Below are 19,928 nucleotides of genomic sequence, written 5' to 3'. Positions count from 1 at the left end.
TGAGTAAAGGGTGTTTGTCACTAGTAGAGAACGGATTGCTTCGTCATTCTTCCTCGCAATGACAGGAGGATAGGGCGAATTGCTTTTCCTCATTCCGGACGGCAGACAAGAGGCTTCGCCACGGTTACTGCAGACCTAGTACCCGGGGTTTTGCTCCTCGCGGCGCTGGTCAGCGTTCAGGGGCTGGCCGTTGCGGGAAATTCGCTCCAGGTGCTCCCGCGGAATCGGGCGCAGCTTGTGGTAGGCCTGAATATTTTCCCGGGTGTCGGGGTTGAAGGCCTTGGCGCGGTCCAGCAGGGTTTCGGTGCGCACCAGGTCTTCCCAGCGGTGCAGCTCACCGGCCAGCTCCCGGGTGCGCTCATTCAAGATGAAGTGAATAAACCGGTCCCGCGGCGACGACACCGTGGCCGGATAGAGCTCGGCCGGGTCGTTGGTGGTGAACTTGTTCATAGTCACCTGCAGGGCGGCGGCCGTGCTGCTCACGTCGCCGCGGGTGCCGCCTTCTACCAGCGAAAACGCCGTGGGCTTGGCTTCTCCGGCTTTGTAGGCGGCCCGGTTGCGCAGGGTATTGATGTAGGTCAGGGCCTTGGTGTAGTCGTTTTTGCGGCCGTAGGCTTCGGCCGCAATCAGGTAGGTTTCGGCCAGGCGGGCCAGGATGCCATCCCGGGTGCCGGCTTCCTCATTCACGCCCGCGCCCTGCCGGAAGGGGTCAATGTACTTTACCAGCTGCGGATACTTGTTGCGCACGCCCACCGGGCCGGTCGGGTCGTAGGCCGAGGCCGTGCCGCCGCTATTGGTGCGGTAGTAGCGGGCAAAGGTGCGGTAGCGGCTGCGGGCAATGCGCTGCTCGGTCCAGGCCGTTTGCTGAGGATTATTGACCACAATGAAAATGGCCGTGTCGCCGAGGGCAAACTTGTTCTGGCCCACCAGTGCCGGGGTGGGCGCGTCGGCGGCGGTCCATTTTGGAATGGTGGCCGAGTTATTGGCCAGCCAGGCCGTTTTAAAGCTTTTGTAGAAGCGGGAGTCGTTTTTCCGGTCGTAGATGTCCATGGTATAGTTGGTGGCCATCAGGCGGCGGAAGGGCCGATCGTTGAGCAGGTCGCGGGCCATGCCGGGCTGGTCCTCGTAGAACATGGTGAAGTACGAGTGCACCCGGTTGCCGAAGCGTCCGGCCAGGGCCGTCACGTTGTTGAACTGCGTCGAGAAAATGATTTCCCGGCTGGTCTGGGCGGTGCGGCTGTTGGCGTAGCTGGAAATATCCCAGAGCTTGCCAAAGTCCGCCTCCAGGGCGTAGCGCTGAGACGTTATTACCTGGTCGGCGTAGTAGGCGGCGCTGTCCATGTCGGTGGGCTGCTGGCCGCGCTGGTCCGTTACGGCGCTGCCCCGGGTGAGGTAGACCTTGGCCAGGTAGTGCTGGGCCGCGCCTTTGGTAGCCCGGCCAAACTCCGAAGAAGTAGCCGAGAGGTTATCGGCGGCAAAGCGCAAGTCACTGACGATTAAGCGGTACACCTCGGGCACGGGCGTACGGGTGTATTCGAGCTGCACGCTCTCGGTAGCTTTGGTCGACACCGGAATGGCGCCGTACTGCTGCACGAGCTGGAAGTAGTAGTAGGCCCGCAGAAACCGCAGCTCGGCCACACGCTGGGTCTTCTGGGCGGGCGTGGCCAGGGAGCCGGTGCCGTTGATGAGCGGAATCTTCTCGATGCCGATGTTGCAGCGGTTGATGCCGTCATAGTCGGCCGTCCACACGTCGTGCACGAAGCTCTCAATGCCGTTGCCGGTGTTCAGGCGGTTCCTATCGTAGGTGTTCCAGTAGATGTAGTTGACCTGGTCGGCGTGGGTAAACTCGTCGGTGCCGAAGTTGAACATGGCGTAGCTATGCTCGTTGGCGTACTTGAAGCGGGTAGGCTCGTAGGCGGCCTTCACCAAGTCTTCCAGGCCCTGCTCGGTTTCGTAGTAGTCGTTGGTCAGGGTCGAGACCAGCTCTTCCTCCAGAAAGTCTTTGCAGGAAGTAGTAAAAGCCAACGACGACACCAGGGCCGCGAGCAGCAAGGTTGAGGGGCGTTTGATAAACATACAGGTGGGAGTTCGTCGTGGAAGTTAGAAACCAATGCGCAGGCCAAACACCAGGCTTTTGGTGCTCAGGTTGCGGGCCTGGGCCAGCTCGGCGGTGTTGGAGCCAACGTCGGTGGCTTCGGGGTCGAGGCCCTCGTACTTGGTAATCAGGAAGGGGTTCACCGCGTTGACGTACACGCTCAGGTTGCTACTGTAGAACTTGGAAACCAGCTCTTTGGGGAAGGTGTAGCTGAGCGAGATGCTGCGCACCTTGGCAAAGCTGCCGCTGCGGTAGAGCATCGAGGAGCTGTAGGTAGCCTGGTCTTCGCGGCTATTGGGGCGGGGCGCGCTGTTGCTGGGGTTAGCCGGCGTCCAGTAATCCACCTGCATGCCGGGAAAACGGCCGCCGAGGCCGGGCCGGTAGCCGGTGCCCAGCAGTTGGCCTACCCGGGCATACACCAGAAAGCTCAAATCGAAGCCGCGGAAGGAAAACGAGTTGTTCACGCTGCCGGTCCACTTAGGTCGGTTCGAGCCCAGCACCACCTGGTCGGCGGTATTGATCAGGCCGTCGTTGTTGACGTCGACCACCTTGATGGTGCCCGGCGTGGCGCGGTAGCGGGCCAGCCCTTCGGTTTCCCACGTTTGCCAGATTCCGTCGTATTGATAGTCGTAGTACACGCCCAGGGGCTGGCCGATAAACCACCGGTTGCCGATGTCGTCCTGCTTGCCCGAGGCCAGCTCCACGAATTCCTCCTTGTTTTTGGTGAAGATAAAGTCGGTGCCCCAGCGGAACTTGCCCCGCTCCATATTCACCGTCGACAAGGACACTTCCACACCAGTATTGCGGGTGGCGCCGATGTTCTGCAGCACGTTGTTGAAGCCCGACACCGTGGGCAGGGCCCGGGGCAAGAGCAGGCCGGTGGTGTTGGCGCGGTACACTTCCACCGAGCCCGTCACGCGGTTGCGCAGAAAGCCGAAGTCCAGCCCCACGTTGACGGTGGCGGTCCGCTCCCACTCCAGGTCCCGGTTGGGCAGGCCGCCTAGGGTGTTGGGCAAGGTGCCGGGCGTGGGCGTGTAGCCGTAGGCCGCTATTTCATCCCACACGTAGGGCGTCTGCTGCAGGGTGCCGCCGGTGGTGTAGGGGTCCACCGAGGCTTGGCCTACGGAGCCGTAGCCGCCGCGCAGCTTCAGCTCACTGAGGTAGGTCAGCTCCTTGAAGAACGTTTCCTCCTGCAGCTTCCAGGCCAGGGCCACCGAGGGAAAAAAGGCCCATTTACGGCCCTGGGCCAGCACCGAGGCCCCGTCGGCGCGGCCGGTGGCCGTCAGCACGTAGCGGTCCTTAAAGCTATAGTTGACCCGGCCCATGTACGACATCAGGCGGCGGCGCACGAAGGGGCCGGAGCCGAAGCTCTGGGCCTGGGCGTTGTAGGTCGAGCCGATATTATACCACTTCTGGCTGTCGTAGGGCAGGTTGGTGGCACTCACCGACGAGCCTTCACTGCGGTCCTGCTGGGCGCTTTGCAGCAGGGTCACGCCCAGACTGTGGTTTTCACTGAGCTGCTTGTCGTAGAAAAGCAGGTTTTCGATGACGTAGGTGAAGTTCTGGCTTTGGTCGTACTGGGCAAACGACACGGCGTTGCTGCCGCCACCCTGGCCCGTGGAGCGGGCCCCGCGGAACTGTCCGTTGCGGGCGTTGCGGAAGTCGGGCCCGATGTTGAGCCGGTAGCGCAGGCCTTCGAGCAGGCGGGCTTCGGCGTAGAGGCTGGTAAAGAAGCGGGCTACGCGCCGCTCGTTAAACGTGTTTTCCGGGTCCCGCAGCGGGTTCAGGATATTGGCGTCGGCCCCGGGGTTAAACTGAAACACGCCCGCCGCGTCGTAGGGTGCCGCATAGGGCAGCTGGCCCACGGCCTTGCCGTAGATGTCGGGGCCGTAGTTCTGCACGCCCAGGCTGGCGTTGGTAGAACCGCCCACCGAAATAATCTTGTTGATCTTGAAGTCGAAGGTGGCCCGGGCGGTGTAGCGGGTAAAGTCCTGCCCGTACTGAATGCCCTCCTGGCTGAGGTAGCCCACCGACAGCGAGGTGCGCAGGTTTTCGGAGCCCCCGCTGGCGCTGAGCTGGTGGTTCTGGGTGAAGGCTGTGCGCAGGGCTTCCTTCTGCCAGTCGGTAGTTTGAATCTTGCTGGGGTCGTAAATCGGAATCTGGGTTACGTTGGGGAAGCCGTACTGGGCAAAGCGGGCTTTTTCTTCGGCCGTGGCTTCCCGGGTTTCCGGCACGCGGGCGGTGCGGTCCTTCCAGGTGTAGGCGTTGGCAATGTTGTTCCACACGTTCGGGTCGGTGCCAAACAGGGTGAAGTCGCCGGCAGGATTAGGATACGGCGTAGTATAGGAGCCCGAGGTGCGGTAGGCTTCGCGGCGCACTTCGGCAAACTCGGCCCCGTCGAATACGTCGAGGGTGCGCTGGGCCCTGTCGAAGCTGGCGTAGGAGTTGTAGCTGATGCTGAACTTGCCTTCCTTGCCGCGCTTGGTGGTCACGATGACCACGCCGTTGGCCCCGCGGGAGCCGTAAATGGCCGTGGCCGAGGCGTCTTTCAAAACTTCCACCGACTCAATATCGTCGGGGTTGAAGTCGTTTAGGCCCGTGCCCTGGGCCAGGGGAATGCCGTCGACCACGTAGAGCGGCTCGTTGGAAGCCCGCACCGAGCGGTTGCCCCGGATGCGGATGGAAGGGCTTTCCCCGGGCCGGAAGTTGGAGCCGGCCACGTCCACGCCCGCCGCCCGACCCTGCAGGGCCTGGGTTACGTTCTGCACCGGCACCTGCTTGATTTTCTCTTCCGACACGGACGACAGGGCCCCGGTTACGTCGCTCTTTTTCTGGGTGCCGTAGCCCACCACCACCACATCGGCCAACTGCTTCACGTCTTCCTGCAGCGTCACGTTGACGGGCCCCGCTCCTACTGTAACTTCCTGGGTCAAATAGCCCACAAATGACAGCACCAGCGTGGAACCGGGGGCGCTTGTAGCGAAAAGGTGCCGTCGGGGCTGGTGCTCGTCCCTGTGGTAGTTCCTTTCACGACCACCGTCACGCCTGGCAGGCCGGCTTTGTCGGTGGCCGTAATGACGCGCCCCGTTACCGTCTGGGCCGTTTGAGCAAAAGCCCCGACCGGTGCCAGCCCGACCACAACGGTCAGCGGCAGCCAGCGGGCAGGAGTGTAGAGTTTGAGCATGGGAAGGTGCGGTTGAGTGGGAAAGCAGGTGAGTGACTCATCACTGCTCCCAAAGTAACCGTGCGCTCCTGCCCCAGCCGTACCGCACTCTCCTGCTAGCAGCCGAATATTTTCGTCAGCGTGAGTGTCTTACGCCGAATAAAAAAAGCCCGGCCCGACCAGTAGCAAGTCGGGCCGGGCCAGCAGTGGAGGGTAACGGCTCTAGTCCTGGTGAAACACGCGGGTCAGCGGCTTGACGACCGGGGAATTATCGGGGTTGGTTTCCATCAAATCAGCCATATAGGCCCACCACCGCTGCATAATGGCCTGGGCCGGCAAGGTATCAGCCAGATGGCCGGGCCAGCGCTTCTGCACGGCAAACAGCCGCCCGCTGCCCTCGTCCAGGTAGATAGAATAGTCATAGATACCGGCCTGGGTGAGCAGGGCCGTTAGCTCGGGCCAGATTTCGTCGTGCCGGCGCTGGTATTCGGCGGCCACGCCGGGCTTGAGCTGCATGGTAAAGGCTATTTCTTCCATGTGTGAAAAGGAATGTAGAAGCTAGTTATGAAGTAGAAGCCAGCAGTAGCATTCCGCGCCAGCAGGATTTTGAATGCTACTGCAAGTTGAAAAGGTAGGCCGGGGACAGATCAAATAACGTCAGAGCCTTACAACAGGCCCTGGGTTTTAAGCTTCCATTTATCGGTGCGGAAGGGCGAGGCGGGCAGGCCAGCGGCGTTGTAGAAGTTAGGGTTGGGAATGGCCCGCCAGGCAAAGCGCACGGCCACGGGCTGCGTCACCTGCTCGTTCCACACAAGTACCGAGTTGCCTTCGATGCGGGCCTGGGCGGGGTGGAATACGCTGTCGGGGCCGGCAATGGTGAACTCGCGCAATGGGCCATTCTGGGCTATTAAGCCGGTTTCGGCGTAGTCGAAGCGCAGGCGCACCCGGCCGTTTTCAACCTTCATGCTCTGGTAGATAGGCCCGAATACACGGTTTGCTTCTGGCCGTAGTCTTTGGCCAGGGCCCACTGGGCCAGGCGGTGACCCACCACCTGTTTGTTGCGCGGGTGAATGTCGAGCGAGTCGCCCCAGTCGGTGATGACGGCCATGCCGGTGCGGGGCACGGTTTGCATCGTCAGCAGCTGGGCTTCCCGGATTTCGGCGTTCTGGCTGCGGTGCGGGGCAATCTGCACGAAGTAAAAGGGCATGTCGGGCTGCTGCCACTCCTGCCGCCAGCTCTTTATCAAAGCCGGAAACAGGCGGCGGTACTGGTAGGCCCGGTCGGCGTTGTTTTCGCCCTGGTACCAAAGCACGCCCTTGAGCGTGTAGGGAATCAGGGGCCGAATCATGCCGTTGTAGAGCTTGTAGGGCGACTTATTGGAAGTAGCGCCCACCGGGGCCACGGGCGCCAGGCGGGTGGTGTGGGGGTTGGCGGCCCGCTCCTGCTGAAACTCGGCCTGCCGGAGCTTGTAGGCTTCCTGGTCCTGGGCGAAGGTGGTCAGGCCCCGCTCGTAGCGCCGCAGAATGGGCCGGAACTCCGGGTCCTGCTCCAGCACGTCCTGGCGCATCCACGACTCGGCCGGGGTGCCGCCCCAGGTGGAGTTGATCAGACCGATAGGCAGCTTGGTTTTTTCGTGGATTTCCTGAGCGAAGAAGTACGCCACGGCCGAAAACTCGCCCACCGTCTGCGGGCTGCACACGGCCCACTGCCCCTTGGTGTCGCGCTGGGGCACATCGGCCACCGTATTCTTGACCGTGAACATGCGGATGGCCGGGTAATTGGCCTTGGGTACTACCTCCGCCTCATTTACTACACCCGTATACGAGCCGCTGTTGGGCTTTTTGCTGACGGAAAACGCCATGTTCGACTGCCCCGAGCACAGCCAGACTTCGCCCAGCAACACATTGCTGACGGTCAGCTGGTTTTTGCCCCGAAACTGCAGGGTATACGGCCCGCCCGCCTTTCCCGTGGGCACGCGCACCAGCCAGTTGCCCTGGGCATCGGCCGTGGCCTTGACCGGGGTCTTCTGCCAGCTCGCCGTTACCGTCACAGTTTCCCCCGCTTCCGCCCAGCCCCAGAGCGCCACCGTGCTTTTCTGCTGCAGCACCATGTTGTCGGCAATCAGGGCCGGCAGCGTCACGTTGGCCTGGACCGAGTAGCTCAGGGTCAGCAGGAAAGCGGCTGAGAGCAGGCAGGAAAGGCGCATAGATTCAGGAAATAAGGAAAAAGGAAATGAGCAGAAAAAGGCAACTGTCATCCTGAGCCTGCGAAGGACCTGCCTCACTTACCCGGCCGCAGTTTTTGTTTATGCGCCCAAGCCCTTTACCACCAGCGCAAAAGGTTTAGTTACGCTGAATAAAACTTGTCACCAAGACGAGGAAGGTCCTTCGCAGGCTCAGGATGACAGGATAAATAATGGCGGCGGTTCACCGAGCCTTACTGCACCTGCTGCCCGGTGGTAGTCGGGGTCAGGGTCACGGGGCCGAGCAGGCCAGACTCGCGCGGGGTCCACTTCTCGGCCGTAAACAGGCCGTCGGCACCCCGGTTTTCCTTGAGCTTGCTCGACATATTGATGTTGTAGGCATTCTTGTAGGATACGTGGTTGCGGTCCATATCCGAAATGCGGTTGGCCATGCCGTTGCTCACGGCCACGGTCAGGGTATTGGTGGCTTTCAGCTGGTTTTTGGGGATGAACACCTGGTAGCTGGGCCCGATGAGCGTGGCCAGGGGCTGGCCATTGAGCTGCACCCGGGCCGTTTCGGCTACCCGGCCCAAATCCAGCAGCCAGCCGTCGGCCGCCCCTTTCGGCATGGGGAAAGCCAGGGTGTAGGTGGCCGTACCGGCAAATTTCTTTGTGGCCTCGCCGGGCCACGTGGTCCAGGAAGTCAGGCTCTGCACCTTAGTTTGGGCGGGCAGCTCCGGCCCGCCCGCCACGAAATTCACGTCCCAGGTGCCGGTGAGAGGCTGAGCGGCGCCGGCCGGTTTCTGGTAGGCATAAGCCGGCGCATTGATGGCTGCCACAGAGGTTTCCAGCACGCAGGATTCGCCAGGAGCCAGCTGCACGTACACCTCAGGCTGGCCTTGGGCCGCAGTGCGCACCGCGGCCATGCCCAGCTGCTCAGTCATGGGGTTGTAGAGGGCTACCGACTTGGCCGCCGTTTGCAGCGAGACCCAGGCGTTTACTGGCTTGTCGTTCCAGTTGGCAATAAAGTAGGTGTAGCCTTTCGCGGTGCGGCGGCGCTCAAACTGCAGGCCAGTGTCGACCATAGTTTCGCGCTTTACTCCAGCCTGGGTCAGCAGCTGGGCTACATCCTTGCCTATTAGCACTGCGCCCTTGCCCAGCGTGGCTTTTTGGCTGCCGCCCGCACCAGCCGCAAACTTGAGCTGAGCCAGCTGCTTTTGGAAGGCGGTGCGGCGGGCAGGCAGGTTGCCCATTCCCGGCACGTCGTCGGGCAGGCCGTTCTGAAACACGATGGTAGCGCCGTTGCTGGCCAGCTTCAGCAACTGCTCCAGCGTGGGCAGCGGCAGGGTGCGGGCATCGGGCACCAGAATGGTCTGGTAGGTGGCTCCGCCGGTTTGCAGGGCCTGGCCGGCGGTGGTTACCTGCAGCAGCTGCTTGTCGGAAATGAAGTCGAAGCCGTAGCCGCGCCGGAGCAGCTCCTCGCCGGTCGTGCCTACGGTCATGCCCTTGAAGCCGTGCTCGATGCCGTCGAAGTGTTGGAGTAGCACCTTGCCGGGCCGGGCGTAGGCGTCGTAGATGGGCAAATATACCAGCACGTCGTTAGCGGGCTTACCGGCCTGCAAAAACGACTGGCAGTGAGCCATGTAGCGGTTGAGCTGCCCGAAATCCTGCCAAAAGGTGTTGTTCGGGTTGAAGTGCACGGCGGCGTAAAATAGCCAGCCGGGCCAGGCCGCCGTTTGGGGCGAGTAGTTGGTGCCGTGGTAAAAAGTGTGGTTGATGCCGCCGAGCAGCATCCGGTCCATGGCCTTTTTCACGTCGCCGAGGGAGGACAGGAAATGGTCGTTTTCCCAGGTTGCCGTTTCCGAGGAGGCCAGCTTTTTGCCCGTGACGTGGGCCGCCGAGGAAGCAAACTTGATGCGCAGCAAGTCCTCCCCTTCCGTTTCGGGAATGTCGGTTACGGCGTACAAATCCAGGATGTTGGCCGGGGAGCCGTGGGCCTGGTTGCGAATCAGGGCGTTGTGGGTTTTGGCCCAGGTGCTCCAGGTCTGGGTGTAGTTTTCGAGCAGTAGCTCCGATACGGTTTCCCGGTAATCGGTCAGCACGCGCTGGTTTTCGTCGGGCTTGGCCTGTCCAAACAAAGCGGGCAGGTGCTGGCGCAAATCGTAGCCCCGGCGCTTTTGAAACTCACTGAACATCTGCGGGGTCCAGTTGGCCTCCCCCTGGGCGTCGTCGACTTCGTAGGAGTCGTTGAAAAAGGCCCGCAGCCCCTTCAGGCTACGACCTTTAAAAGCCTGGTCGAAGTGCTCCAGGTAGTGCTGGGTGGCAGTTTTGGAAAAGTGGTCCACCACGTCGCCTTCCCCGCCGGGGCCGGCCCGCTCTACCTGCTTGCCGTGCCAGCCCTGAAACAGGGCGTAGAGCTGCCAGTTGCCGGCCGGCGCGGTCCAGGTGAGCTTGCCGGTGGCGTCCACTTTGCTCGTCAAGTCCAGGGTTTCGCCTTTGTCGGAATAAGCCATCAGGGCTTGCAGGGGCAAGGGCTTTTCGAAGCGCACCTGGTCGAAAGCGTGGAGCTGCAGATTGGGGTTGCTGGCCACGGGCTCCTTCAGTTGCTTGAGGTCAATGGGCTGACCCACGGTGCGCAAAATCGGCTTTTGCAGAAAGGTCACGGCTTCCTTAAGCTGCTCCCCACCTTGCACGGAGTAGGTCTGGTAGGTGGCATACTTGCAGGCATCGGCCGACGACACCCAGGGCCCGCCAAACGGCCAGCCCGAGGCTTGGGCCATGTCCACGCCCAGCCCCAGCCTATTCGACTCCTTGAGCGTGTGCTCCAGCATGTCCAGCCACTTGGGCGAGAGAAAGTTGATAAACTGCGGCTCGGCCCCTTTCTGCCCGTAAATCGTGGTGATTTCCACCCCGCCCAAACCCGCCTGCTGGTACTGCGTGAGCTGCCGGGTCAAATCCTGCTCGTTTACGGCGCTGCCCTGCCACCACCAGCGCGTCCAGGGCTTGGCCTGCTGGGTTATTTCGGGCCATTTGGGTGCCTGGGCAAGGCTCGGTTGGGTTAGCGCGGCGGCCAGCAACAGGGACAGGGCGAGGGGCTTTTTCATAGAAAAGGAAAAGGTGGTGAGGCAGCGGAACGTGCCGGGTTGCGCCGGCCGCTGCCCCAGCGCGGTTATGGTTGCAGCTTATAGACCTCACTGCCGGCCAGCAGGAAGCAGCCCAGGCCGTAGTCTTCAAAATCGGGCTTGCTGGTGTAGCTTACCGGCTGCCCGTCCTTGGGCTCTTTGCCGGTGCCCTGCACGTAGCCCAGAAAGCCATCGGGGTGCAGGCAGTCCTTAATCATACCCTGCCAGGCTTTGGCAATAATGGGCTGGTAGATTTTGCGGTCCAGCAGGCCGCGGTTGACGCCCCAGGCCATGCCGTACACGAACAGGGCTGTGCCCGAGAGTTCCTTGCCCCCGAAGTGCGTCTCGTCGTGCAGGCTCACGTTCCAGAAGCCGTCCTGGCGCTGCAAGGGCGGCAGGGCTTTCATCATGGTCTGGTACATCTGCAGGTATTCGTCGCGGTGCGGGGCGCTGCGGGGCATCACGTCGAGCACGCGCACCATGGCCGCTACCACCCAGCCGTTGCCGCGGCTCCAGTAGCAGTCTTGGCCGTTGGGCTCCTTGTAGGGCGCCACAAAGTCCTTGTCGCGCCACCACAGGCCGTCGGTGGCGTTGAACAGGCCTTTGCCGCCGTGCTGGGTTTTCGAGTAGTTGTAGATCTGGTACATCTTCTCGTAGTAGCGGCTGTCGTTGTACTCCGAGCCCAGCTTGGCAAATACCGGCATAGCCATCTGCAGGGCATCAATCCAGCTCCAGTCGTCGATTTTCGGGCTGCTCACCATGTTGTCGATGCAGGCCTTGATGTCGCGGATGCGCTCGGGCTTGCGGTCAATCAGGTAGAGGTCGATGTAAGTCTGGCCGGCGCACTGGTTGTCAGCGTCGCGGTCGGTAATGCCGTTGCGGATGCCCCACTTGTGCTTTTCGGCCCAATCCACGGCATAGTCGTAGTAGCGCTTTTGCTTGTCGAGCTGGTACAAAGCCATCAAGCCTTCGTAATACACGCTGCGGGTCCAGATATGACTGGGGCGCAGCTTGTTGGTCATAATATCCTTGCCCGGATCAGGCCACTTCTGCATGAAGTAGTCGTTGGTCAGGGTCATGGCTTTGAGCACCTTTTCTTTCTTGGGCAGCTTTTGGGCCGCGGCCGGGGCAGCCGTAAGCATCAGGCCCAGAAAACTCAGGCCGGCAAGGGAATTGGTGAGCAGGGAAGGAAGCTTCATGGAGGACAGGAAAAGGAAATCGGGTAAGGAAAGGCTGAACCCGGAAGATAGGGCTAGGAACCGGCTTTTGCCACTTCCCGCGCCCCTACCGGCGTTCGGTCTTTGCAGTTGTCCCGAAAAATAACCCATTTGTTTAAGCCGGATCCAGGCCGGCAGCTAGCAAACACGAAGAGCAGGCAACGGCTGGGGTGCATGGGCGCGGCTAAACAAGTGGACCACAAAGCCGCGGGCAGCAACCGCGGCTTTATGTTTGGCAAGAAAATCGGTGGCCGCGCCCAAACCCTCCTGTACTCTTCGGTACGCTGCTTTTTGTGGCTTACCGGCGCCTCCCTCCGCCGGTTGTAAGTCACAGGAGAGTGCAGGATGGCCCGCGCCGGCCGCCGTGCGTCCTTGCCGTAGAGTAATTTGGCTCTCCTCCGGCAGCCCCCATGAAAACTTCTCCCCTTTCTTCTCTTGGCTTCTGGCTAACCCTGGCGCTGACCAGCGTGCTGCTGGCTTTTGCCGGCCCGCCCCGGCGGCCCACCCTGTTCCTTATCGGCGACTCGACGGTGCGCAATGCCAATGCCCCGCAAATGGGCTGGGGCACGCAGCTGCCGGCTTTTTTCGATTCCACCAAAATCAGGATTGACAACCGGGCCATGGCCGGGCGCAGCACCCGCACCTTTGTGGCGGAGAAGCGCTGGCGCGTGGTCGACTCGCTGCTGCGGCCCGGCGACTTTCTGCTCCTGCAGTTTGGCCACAACGAAGGCAGCCCGCCCGATACTACCAAGGCTGGGCGCCGCGGGGTGTTGCGCGGCACCGGCGAGGAAACCAAGGAGCTGACTTGGCCCGACGGCCGCCGCGAAACGGTGCACACCTACGGCTGGTACCTGCGCCAGTTTATCCGCCAGGCCAAGGCCAAAGGCGCTACGCCCATCGTGGCTTCGATGATTCCGCGCAACCAGTGGCAGGACGGCCGGGTGAAGCGCGCCAGCTCCGACTTTGGCGGCTGGGCCCGGGAGGTGGCCCGGCAGGAGAACGTGGCCTTTATTGACCTCAACGAGCTGACCGCCGCCAAATACGACCAACTCGGCCCCGAGGCCGTGGCCAAGCTCTTTGCCGGCGACCATACCCACACCAACGAAGCCGGCGCCCTGCTTAATGCCACTTCGGTAGTAGAAGGAATCCGAATGAACAAGAAAATTGCGCTGAACAAGTACCTGACGAAAGGCAAGTAGCCTCACCTGCACGTCATTCCGGGCTTGCTGCGCCAGAAGCTACGTTCATGCAACCACGTGTTTATTCTGTCATCCTCCATCTGGCCTACGCCTGCCAAGGACCTTCCTCTCCTACCCCATTACCAGCTGTACCAACGTGCAAAACCCTTTTTTCTGCTGCCGGCAAACAGCTTTAGCGCCTTGAATAGTGTTTGTCACCAGGGTGAGGAAGGTCCTTCACTCTGCTTCGCGCCGTTCAGGATGACAGACGATTTAGTTGCCCGGCACCTGCTGCCCCTCCACTCCTCTTCCTTTCATGAAATTCATCCGCACCGCCCTCATCCTCCTGCTTGGCCTCAGCTTGCTCACCGCTTTTCTGCCCCGGCCCAAAGCCCGGCCCACGCTGTTTCTTATCGGCGACTCCACCGTGAAAAACGGCAAAGGGCGCGGCGACGGGGGCCTCTGGGGCTGGGGCAGCTTCCTGCCGGCTCACTTCGACACGACCCGCATTACAGTTGAGAACTACGCACTGGGCGGCACCAGCTCCCGCACCTTTCGCAGCCAGGGCCACTGGGCCAAGGTGCTGCCCCGCATCAAGGCCGGCGACTATGTCATTATGCAGTTTGGCCACAACGACAGCAGCCCCGTGAACGACTCGACCCGGGCCCGGGGCACCATCAAGAGCAACGGCGAGGAAACCCAGGAAATCGTGAACCTGCTCACCAAACAGCCCGAAACGGTGCATTCCTACGGCTGGTATCTGCGTCAGTTTATTGCCGAAATCAAGGCCAAGGGCGCCACGCCCATCGTCTGCTCCCCGATTCCGCGCAACGCCTGGACCGCTGGCAAAGTGACCCGCAACAGCGCCGACTACGGCCGCTGGGCCGCCGAAGCCGCCCGCCAAGGCGGCGCGTCTTTCCTTGACCTCAACCTACTGGCTGCCAACCACTACGACCAGCTGGGAGAAGCCGCCGTGCGCAGCACGTATTTCAACGCTACCGACCACACCCATACCATCGAGGCGGGGGCCAGACGCAATGCCCAGGCCGTGGCCGAGGGAATACGGGAGTTGAAGAACTTGGCTTTGCGCAAGTATTTGCGGAAATCGTAGCCAGATGTGGCGGCTACCGCCCATCTTGTCCGCTCGTTCTTTCGCTTTACTTCCTTCCAACCAATGCACTATTTACCGAACCCCAGCCGCTACCAGGACATGACGTACCGCCGCAGCGGCCGCAGCGGCCTCAAACTACCGGCCCTGTCCCTGGGCCTGTGGCACAACTTCGGCGACGTGGACCAGCTTTCCGTGGGCCGCAGCACCCTGCGCCGGGCTTTCGACTCGGGCGTAACGCACTTTGATCTGGCCAACAACTATGGTCCGCCGCCCGGCTCGGCCGAGCTCAACTTCGGCCGGGTGCTGCGCGAGGATTTTGCCGGCTACCGTGACGAGCTGATTATTTCCACCAAAGCCGGCTACCACATGTGGGAAGGCCCCTACGGCGAGTGGGGTTCTAAGAAATACCTGGTCAGCAGCCTCGACCAAAGCCTGCGCCGCATGGGCCTGGAGTACGTCGACATTTTTTACCACCACCGCCCCGACCCCGACACTCCCCTGGAGGAAACCATGAGCGCCCTTGACCTTATCGTGCGCCAGGGCAAGGCCTTGTACGTGGGCATCAGCAACTACCAGCCTGCCGAGGCCCGGGAAGCATTTCGCATTTTGCGCGAGCTGGGCACGCCCTGCCTGATTCACCAGCCCAAGTATTCGATGTTTGAGCGCTGGGTCGAAGACGGCCTGCTCGATTTGCTGGGCGAGGAAGGCGTGGGCTGCATTCCCTTTTCGCCCCTGGCTCAGGGCCTGCTCACCGATAAGTACCTGCACGGCATTCCCGCCGATTCGCGGGTGGCCAAGGGCGTCGGCTTCCTGACCGAAAACCAGCTTACGCCTGAGCGCCTGGGCCAAGTGCAGCGCCTGCACGAGCTGGCCCAAAACCGCGGGCAGAGCCTGGCCCAAATGGCCCTGGCCTGGCTGCTCAAGGATGAGCGGGTAACCTCGGTGCTCATCGGGGCCAGTCGTCCCGAGCAGCTCACCGACTCGCTCCACTGCCTGCAGAATCTGGCTTTCACCCCCGATGAGCTAGCTGCCATTGAGCAGATTCTCCAAGCCGAATAAGGTCCAGCCGCCGTTTATCGGTTACGATTAAAGTCTGCAGCGCCCAACTAGCAGTAGTCTGGGCGCTACTTTTTAAACAAGGCATAAGCTCCTGCGTGGTAAACCACCACTCAAGGGCTACTTTTTAATCCACTAAGCATTTTCCAGCAGCTGGACGCACTGCCGGGCAATTTCCAGCTCCTCATTGGTGGGAATTACCAGGATACGGGCGCGGGATTCGGAGGTGCTGATGTCGCGCAGGCCCGGGGTCCGGCGCTGGTTCTGGTCCTCGTCCAGCTCCAGGCCGAAGAAATCGAGGTCCTGGCATACGCGGGTGCGCACCAGGGCGTCGTTTTCACCCACCCCGGCCGTAAACACAATGGCGTCCAGCCCGTTGAGCACGGCCGCGTAAGCCCGATGTATTGCCGAATTCGGTAGGCGTATAAGTCGTAGGCTAGATTGGCGCGGGCGTCGCCGGCAGCCAGGGCCTTGGTTACGTCCCGCATGTCGCTAAAGCCCGTCAGACCCAGCATACCACTTTGCTTGTTGAGCAGCGTGCTAACCTGCTCCACTGAGTAGCCCAGGGGCCCGAGCAGATGCAGCAGCACCGAAGGGTCCAGGTCGCCGGAGCGGGTGCCCATTACCAAGCCGGCCAGGGGCCCGAAGCCCATGCTGGTATCCAGGGCCCGACTGCCCCGCACGGCGGCCATGCTGCACCCGTTACCGAGGTGAATGGTAATCAGGCGGGCGTCGGGCTTTCCCAGGTGCGTTACGGCCTGTGTCGCCACGTACTGGTGGCTGGTGCCGTGAAAGCCGTATTTGCGGATGCGCTGCTCGGTATACAAGGCTTCGGGCAAGGCGTAGCGGAATGCGTGTTCTGGGAGGGTCTGGTGAAAGGCCGTGTCGAATACTGCCACCTGCCGGGCCTGGGGAAACAGCTGCTCGGCCACTTCAATACCGCGGTAATTGGCCGGATTGTGCAAGGGAGCCAGGGCAAACAGGCGCTTGATTTCGGCCTTCACCGCCGGCGTAATAAGCGTGGTAGCCGCAAACTCCTCCCCGCCGTGCACCACCCGGTGCCCAATGACGTGAATATCGGCCGGATTCTGAATGACGGCCGTTTCACCCTCGGTGAGCAGGCCCACCACCTCGCGCAGACCAGCCTCGTGGTCGGCTAGCGCCAAGGTACGCTGCTGCTTGCGGGGCTCGGCTCCGGCGGTGTATACCGTGTGGGAAATAACGGAATCAGGCAGGCCGATACGCTCCACCAGCCCGCTGCAAACCGGCTGCTCGGCGGGCCAGCGAAAGAGTTGGTACTTAATGGACGAGCTGCCGGAGTTGACGACGAAGATGTTCATAGAGAAAGTCCGCCCCGGCCTGGGAGTTGGAAGCCAGGCGGAATAGTTGGTTGTAAACGACACTACGCGCTTTGAGCCGGCAAAGTACACTCCGCCGGGCGCTCTACCTGCCTGCGCCGCCCTCCCAAGTCTCTAAGTTCGTGGCAATCGGCGCTTTAAGGGTTGCCACGGCCGCGCTACCCGAGTCTCCCGCTTCGGCCTTTTTTGGCTGCCTCTATGTCAACCACAAAAAGAAAATTAGAAAAATTAACCGACTGCGCTTGTTTGCTTTGAGAAACAAAGTACTTTTGAAGCATCTTTAAAGGCAAAAGCTTCCCTCCATAGCACTCGCCGCTTTCTTGCCCAGAGTGAGCCATGCCGGCACCCAAAGATTTCTCCATCACAAGTTGCCATAAATCTGATAAGCAAGCCTTTACAGCAGTGGTGCAAACCTTGGTGGCAACCCTTTTCTCTTTTTTCAACAACCCCTGATTCCTAAAGCAACAGTCATGGACACCACCTCAAATCCTTCGACAATCGTTTCGAATCTAGTTGGCTGGCTGTTTGGCCTAGTCGTTCTGGCTATCGGAATGGTAAACACCTTCTGGGGCAACGACCCCGGCTTCGGAATCTTTATCATCGTACTTTCCCTGGCTTATTTCCCTCCCGTAAATTCCTTAATCATGGAAAAGACGGGCTTACGCATTCCTCCCATCGCCAAGGTTCTTCTCGGCGCGCTCATTATCTGGTCCTCCCTGGGTGTAGGAGAGCTTTTCGACAAAATTGACCTGATGATGAAGAGCTTGTAGGATTATATATCCAAGCCGCTACCCTTTATCTTATCCTTGTATAGAATTACACTAGTTGTATATAAATATCCTAGCAACAGGAAGCCTGACGTAGCTACGTCAGGCTTCCTGTTGCTCCATAAAATTTCCATTCTGATGAAGCCGTCACCACTGAATTACAGCATGAATTCTCAACTCTGCTGACAGCTAATAGAAGGCAACCATATTATTAGTAGTATTTACCTATTAAGAAGACAACCTCCCTACCATCAGTTCTAACAGGTGGGTTAAAGCAAATACTCTATTTAGCAGCACGCAAGGATAGTTGAACGATGAAAGTATTCAAACGAATTTTGCTTATAACCTTCGTTCTATCGACAGTCGGAATTCTATTTCGCGGTTGGCTTTACCGGTATCTTATAACCTATGAGTCGGTTGGCACTCGGGCTACTTATTCGGTAACCAACAAAAACCTTACGAGCTACCTTAACGCAAGCAGTAATAAAGCAACCAACCTAAATATCGAGCAGGTCATCAAACTTGGGCTTTCCCTAACCTCCAGACAGCTGCGCTTTACAGCTAACAAAAACGATAATGATCCAAACAAGCTGGTAAGCTCCAAGACGTCTCACTGCATTAGGTATGCTTCGTTCTTCGCCACAACGTGCAACTACTTACTAAGAAAAAACAATCTTGCCGACGAATGGAATGCAAAGCCCCAAGTCGGACAACTCTATTTTCTGGGAAATAATGTTCATAAATACTTTAACTCTTCGTTTTTCAAAGACCACGATTTTGTAGTAATTGAAAATAAATCAACGGGCGAATCATTTGCGGTCGACCCAACTGTTAACGACTACTTATACATTGATTATATAACACACATTAAACAATAACTACTGCTGTTGCACAAACTACCAGTGACATTAGTACAGCGTAGCAATTTACGTGCTTCAATAAAACCTTGTGTTAGATTTTATTGAAGCACGTAACCTATTAAGCTTTTAGATTAAAATAGCGCCACCTCGCCAAGCTGTAAACTGTTGGCTAAATCTTGACTATCCCTGCTGACTCTGAATAGCGGTAATGACCACCGTGTTGAATATATCATCCACGGTACAGCCCCGACTCAGGTCATTGACCGGCTTATTCAGTCCCTGTAGCACTGGGCCAATGGCCAGAGCCCCGGTTTCGCGCTGCACGGCTTTGTAGGTGTTGTTGCCCGTGTTCAGGTCCGGGAAAATCAGCACGCTGGCCTGCCCGGCCACTTCCGAATCGGGGAGCTTCTGCCGGCCTACCAGGGGGTCCACGGCGGCATCGTACTGGATAGGTCCTTCCACCTTGAGGTCGGGCCGCTTCTGGCGCACCAGCTCGGTGGCCTGCCGCACTTTTTCTACATCAGCCCCGGCTCCGGACGTACCCGAGGAATACGAGAGCATGGCCACGCGGGGCTCAATCCCGAAGGCCAGGCTGCTTTCGGCCGAGGAAATGGCAATTTCGGCCAGCTGCTCGGCCGTCGGATTGGGGTTCACGGCGCAGTCGCCGAACACGGCCACCCGGTCGGGCAGGCACATGAAGAACACCGACGACACGACCGACACGCCCGGCTTGGTTTTGATGAACTGCAAGGCCGGCCGGATGGTGTGCTGGGTGGTGTGTACCGCCCCGGATACCATGCCGTCGGCGTGGCCCTTCCACACCATCATCGAGCCGAAATACGACACGTCGCGCAGCAGGTCGCGGGCCATGTCCTCGTTGACGCCCTTGTCTTTGCGCAGCTCATAAAACGTCTGCACGTAGTCGGTGTAGTACTCCGAGTTTACCGGGTCGATGATGCGCACGTGGCCGGCCGGGAAGTCGAGCCCCAGCCGCTTTACCGAGGCCAGCACCTGCGTGGGGTCGCCCAGAATGGTCAAGTCCACGATGTCCTCGTGCAGCAGCTGGGCGGCGGCGCGCAGAATCCGGTCGTCATTGCCTTCGGGCAGCACAATATGGCGACGCTCGCGCTTGGCCCACTGCAGCAGCCGGTACTGAAACATGTGGGGCGTAATGCCTTCCGACTGGAAGCTGATGAGCTTCTCTTCCAGGGTCCGCACCTCCACGTACCGCTCGAAAGTGCTGATGGCCAGCTGAATCTTCTTCGGGTTATCGGGGCCGATGCGGGAGCGGATGGCGCCCACCCGGGTCGAGGTTTCGAACGTGCCGGTGGGCACGGCCAGAATTGGCACCACGTTGGGCAAGCCCTCCAGCAGCCGGATAATGGGCGCGTCGGGCTCGGAACCAGCCGTGAGCACAATGCCCGCCACCCGCGGGTAGCTCACCGACTGGTTGGCCTGCAAAGCGCAGATGATAATGTCGCCCCGGTCGCCGGGCGTCACGATGAGCACGTTGTCTTTGAGGTAGTTGAGGAAGTTAGGCACCTGCATGGCCCCGATGACGTAGTTGTCGACCTGGTTGTCGAGCCCGGATTCGCCAAAGAGCAGCTTGCCGCCCAGGCCCTCGTGGATTTCCCGCATGGTAGGGTGCAGCAGGTTGGCGTCTTCGGGAATCACCGAGAGCAGTACTTCCTCGGGCAGCTGGCTTCGCAGCAGCTCGCGCACATCGGCGGCCTGGTCGGGGGCAATGCGGTTGGCCACGGCCAGCAGCACGGGCACTTCCCGGGCCTCGAAGTTACGCAGCAGCGTCAGCACCGAACTG

At 60.2% G+C, this 19,928-nt stretch carries 14 protein-coding genes and 1 pseudogene; 4 read left to right on the top strand and 11 right to left on the bottom strand.

Features of this window, described 5'->3' with window-relative positions; genetic code table 11:
• Nucleotides 1-135: 135 nt before the first annotated feature.
• From MUN79_RS16970 to MUN79_RS16935, 8 genes are all read right to left on the bottom strand, one after another.
• Nucleotides 136-2,076, bottom strand: a complete 1,941-nt coding sequence (locus MUN79_RS16970; RefSeq protein WP_244673848.1) for a RagB/SusD family nutrient uptake outer membrane protein — start codon at nt 2,074-2,076, stop codon at nt 136-138.
• Nucleotides 2,077-2,100: 24 nt separating this feature from the next.
• Nucleotides 2,101-5,028, bottom strand: a complete 2,928-nt coding sequence (locus tag MUN79_RS16965) for a SusC/RagA family TonB-linked outer membrane protein (RefSeq protein WP_244673847.1) — start codon at nt 5,026-5,028, stop codon at nt 2,101-2,103.
• A complete protein-coding gene (locus tag MUN79_RS16960; protein WP_244673846.1) occupies nt 5,025-5,279 on the bottom strand; it encodes a carboxypeptidase-like regulatory domain-containing protein in 255 nt (84 codons plus the stop codon). Before MUN79_RS16960 ends, MUN79_RS16965 begins: the two co-directional genes overlap by 4 nt.
• Nucleotides 5,280-5,480: 201 nt before the next feature.
• A complete protein-coding gene (gene rhaM, locus MUN79_RS16955; RefSeq protein ID WP_244673845.1) occupies nt 5,481-5,795 on the bottom strand; it encodes an L-rhamnose mutarotase in 315 nt (104 codons plus the stop codon).
• 128 nt (nt 5,796-5,923) lie between these two features.
• Entirely contained in the window at nt 5,924-6,223 is a 300-nt protein-coding gene (locus tag MUN79_RS16950) for a hypothetical protein (protein ID WP_244673844.1), read from the bottom strand.
• On the bottom strand, nt 6,220-7,464 hold the full coding sequence (locus tag MUN79_RS16945; RefSeq protein WP_244673843.1) for a sialate O-acetylesterase: 1,245 nt from the start codon (nt 7,462-7,464) through the stop codon (nt 6,220-6,222). The genes MUN79_RS16950 and MUN79_RS16945 overlap by 4 nt, the downstream gene beginning before the upstream one ends.
• A gap of 230 nt (nt 7,465-7,694) precedes the next feature.
• The gene (locus tag MUN79_RS16940; protein WP_244673842.1) at nt 7,695-10,544 is read right to left on the bottom strand and encodes a glycosyl hydrolase; all 2,850 of its coding nucleotides are present in this window, start codon (nt 10,542-10,544) and stop codon (nt 7,695-7,697) included.
• A gap of 65 nt (nt 10,545-10,609) precedes the next feature.
• Complete coding sequence (locus MUN79_RS16935) at nt 10,610-11,761, bottom strand: glycoside hydrolase family 88/105 protein (RefSeq protein WP_244673841.1); 1,152 nt, start codon at nt 11,759-11,761, stop codon at nt 10,610-10,612.
• Nucleotides 11,762-12,189: 428 nt separating this feature from the next.
• On the opposite strand from MUN79_RS16935, the gene MUN79_RS16930 reads away from it, so the two are divergent.
• The 3 genes from MUN79_RS16930 (at nt 12,190) to mgrA (ending at nt 15,127) form a co-directional block, all read left to right on the top strand.
• Nucleotides 12,190-12,978: a rhamnogalacturonan acetylesterase gene (locus tag MUN79_RS16930; RefSeq protein ID WP_244673840.1), complete on the top strand. Its 789-nt coding sequence runs from the start codon at nt 12,190-12,192 to the stop codon at nt 12,976-12,978.
• 295 nt (nt 12,979-13,273) lie between these two features.
• Entirely contained in the window at nt 13,274-14,068 is a 795-nt protein-coding gene (locus MUN79_RS16925; RefSeq protein ID WP_244673839.1) for a rhamnogalacturonan acetylesterase, read from the top strand.
• A 63-nt stretch (nt 14,069-14,131) separates the two neighbouring features.
• Nucleotides 14,132-15,127, top strand: a complete 996-nt coding sequence (gene mgrA / locus MUN79_RS16920; protein ID WP_244673838.1) for an L-glyceraldehyde 3-phosphate reductase — start codon at nt 14,132-14,134, stop codon at nt 15,125-15,127.
• A gap of 132 nt (nt 15,128-15,259) precedes the next feature.
• On the opposite strand, the pseudogene MUN79_RS16915 reads toward mgrA, so the two are convergent.
• Nucleotides 15,260-16,464: pseudogene (locus tag MUN79_RS16915) on the bottom strand (acetate/propionate family kinase).
• Nucleotides 16,465-16,640: 176 nt separating this feature from the next.
• Nucleotides 16,641-16,928: a hypothetical protein gene (locus tag MUN79_RS16910; protein WP_244673837.1), complete on the bottom strand. Its 288-nt coding sequence runs from the start codon at nt 16,926-16,928 to the stop codon at nt 16,641-16,643.
• 24 nt (nt 16,929-16,952) lie between these two features.
• Between MUN79_RS16910 and MUN79_RS16905 the strand changes: the two genes are divergently transcribed.
• The gene (locus MUN79_RS16905) at nt 16,953-17,252 is read left to right on the top strand and encodes a hypothetical protein (protein ID WP_244673836.1); all 300 of its coding nucleotides are present in this window, start codon (nt 16,953-16,955) and stop codon (nt 17,250-17,252) included.
• A gap of 1,037 nt (nt 17,253-18,289) precedes the next feature.
• On the opposite strand, the gene pta is transcribed toward MUN79_RS16905, so the two are convergent.
• Entirely contained in the window at nt 18,290-19,921 is a 1,632-nt protein-coding gene (gene pta, locus MUN79_RS16900) for a phosphate acetyltransferase (protein ID WP_244673835.1), read from the bottom strand.
• Nucleotides 19,922-19,928: the final 7 nt, after the last annotated feature.

The sequence above is a fragment of the Hymenobacter cellulosilyticus genome (assembly GCF_022919215.1).
GTDB classification, from domain to species: domain Bacteria; phylum Bacteroidota; class Bacteroidia; order Cytophagales; family Hymenobacteraceae; genus Hymenobacter; species Hymenobacter cellulosilyticus.
The sequence above is the reverse complement of the archived record's forward strand: the minus strand, read 5'-3'. Positions and strand labels throughout refer to the sequence as shown.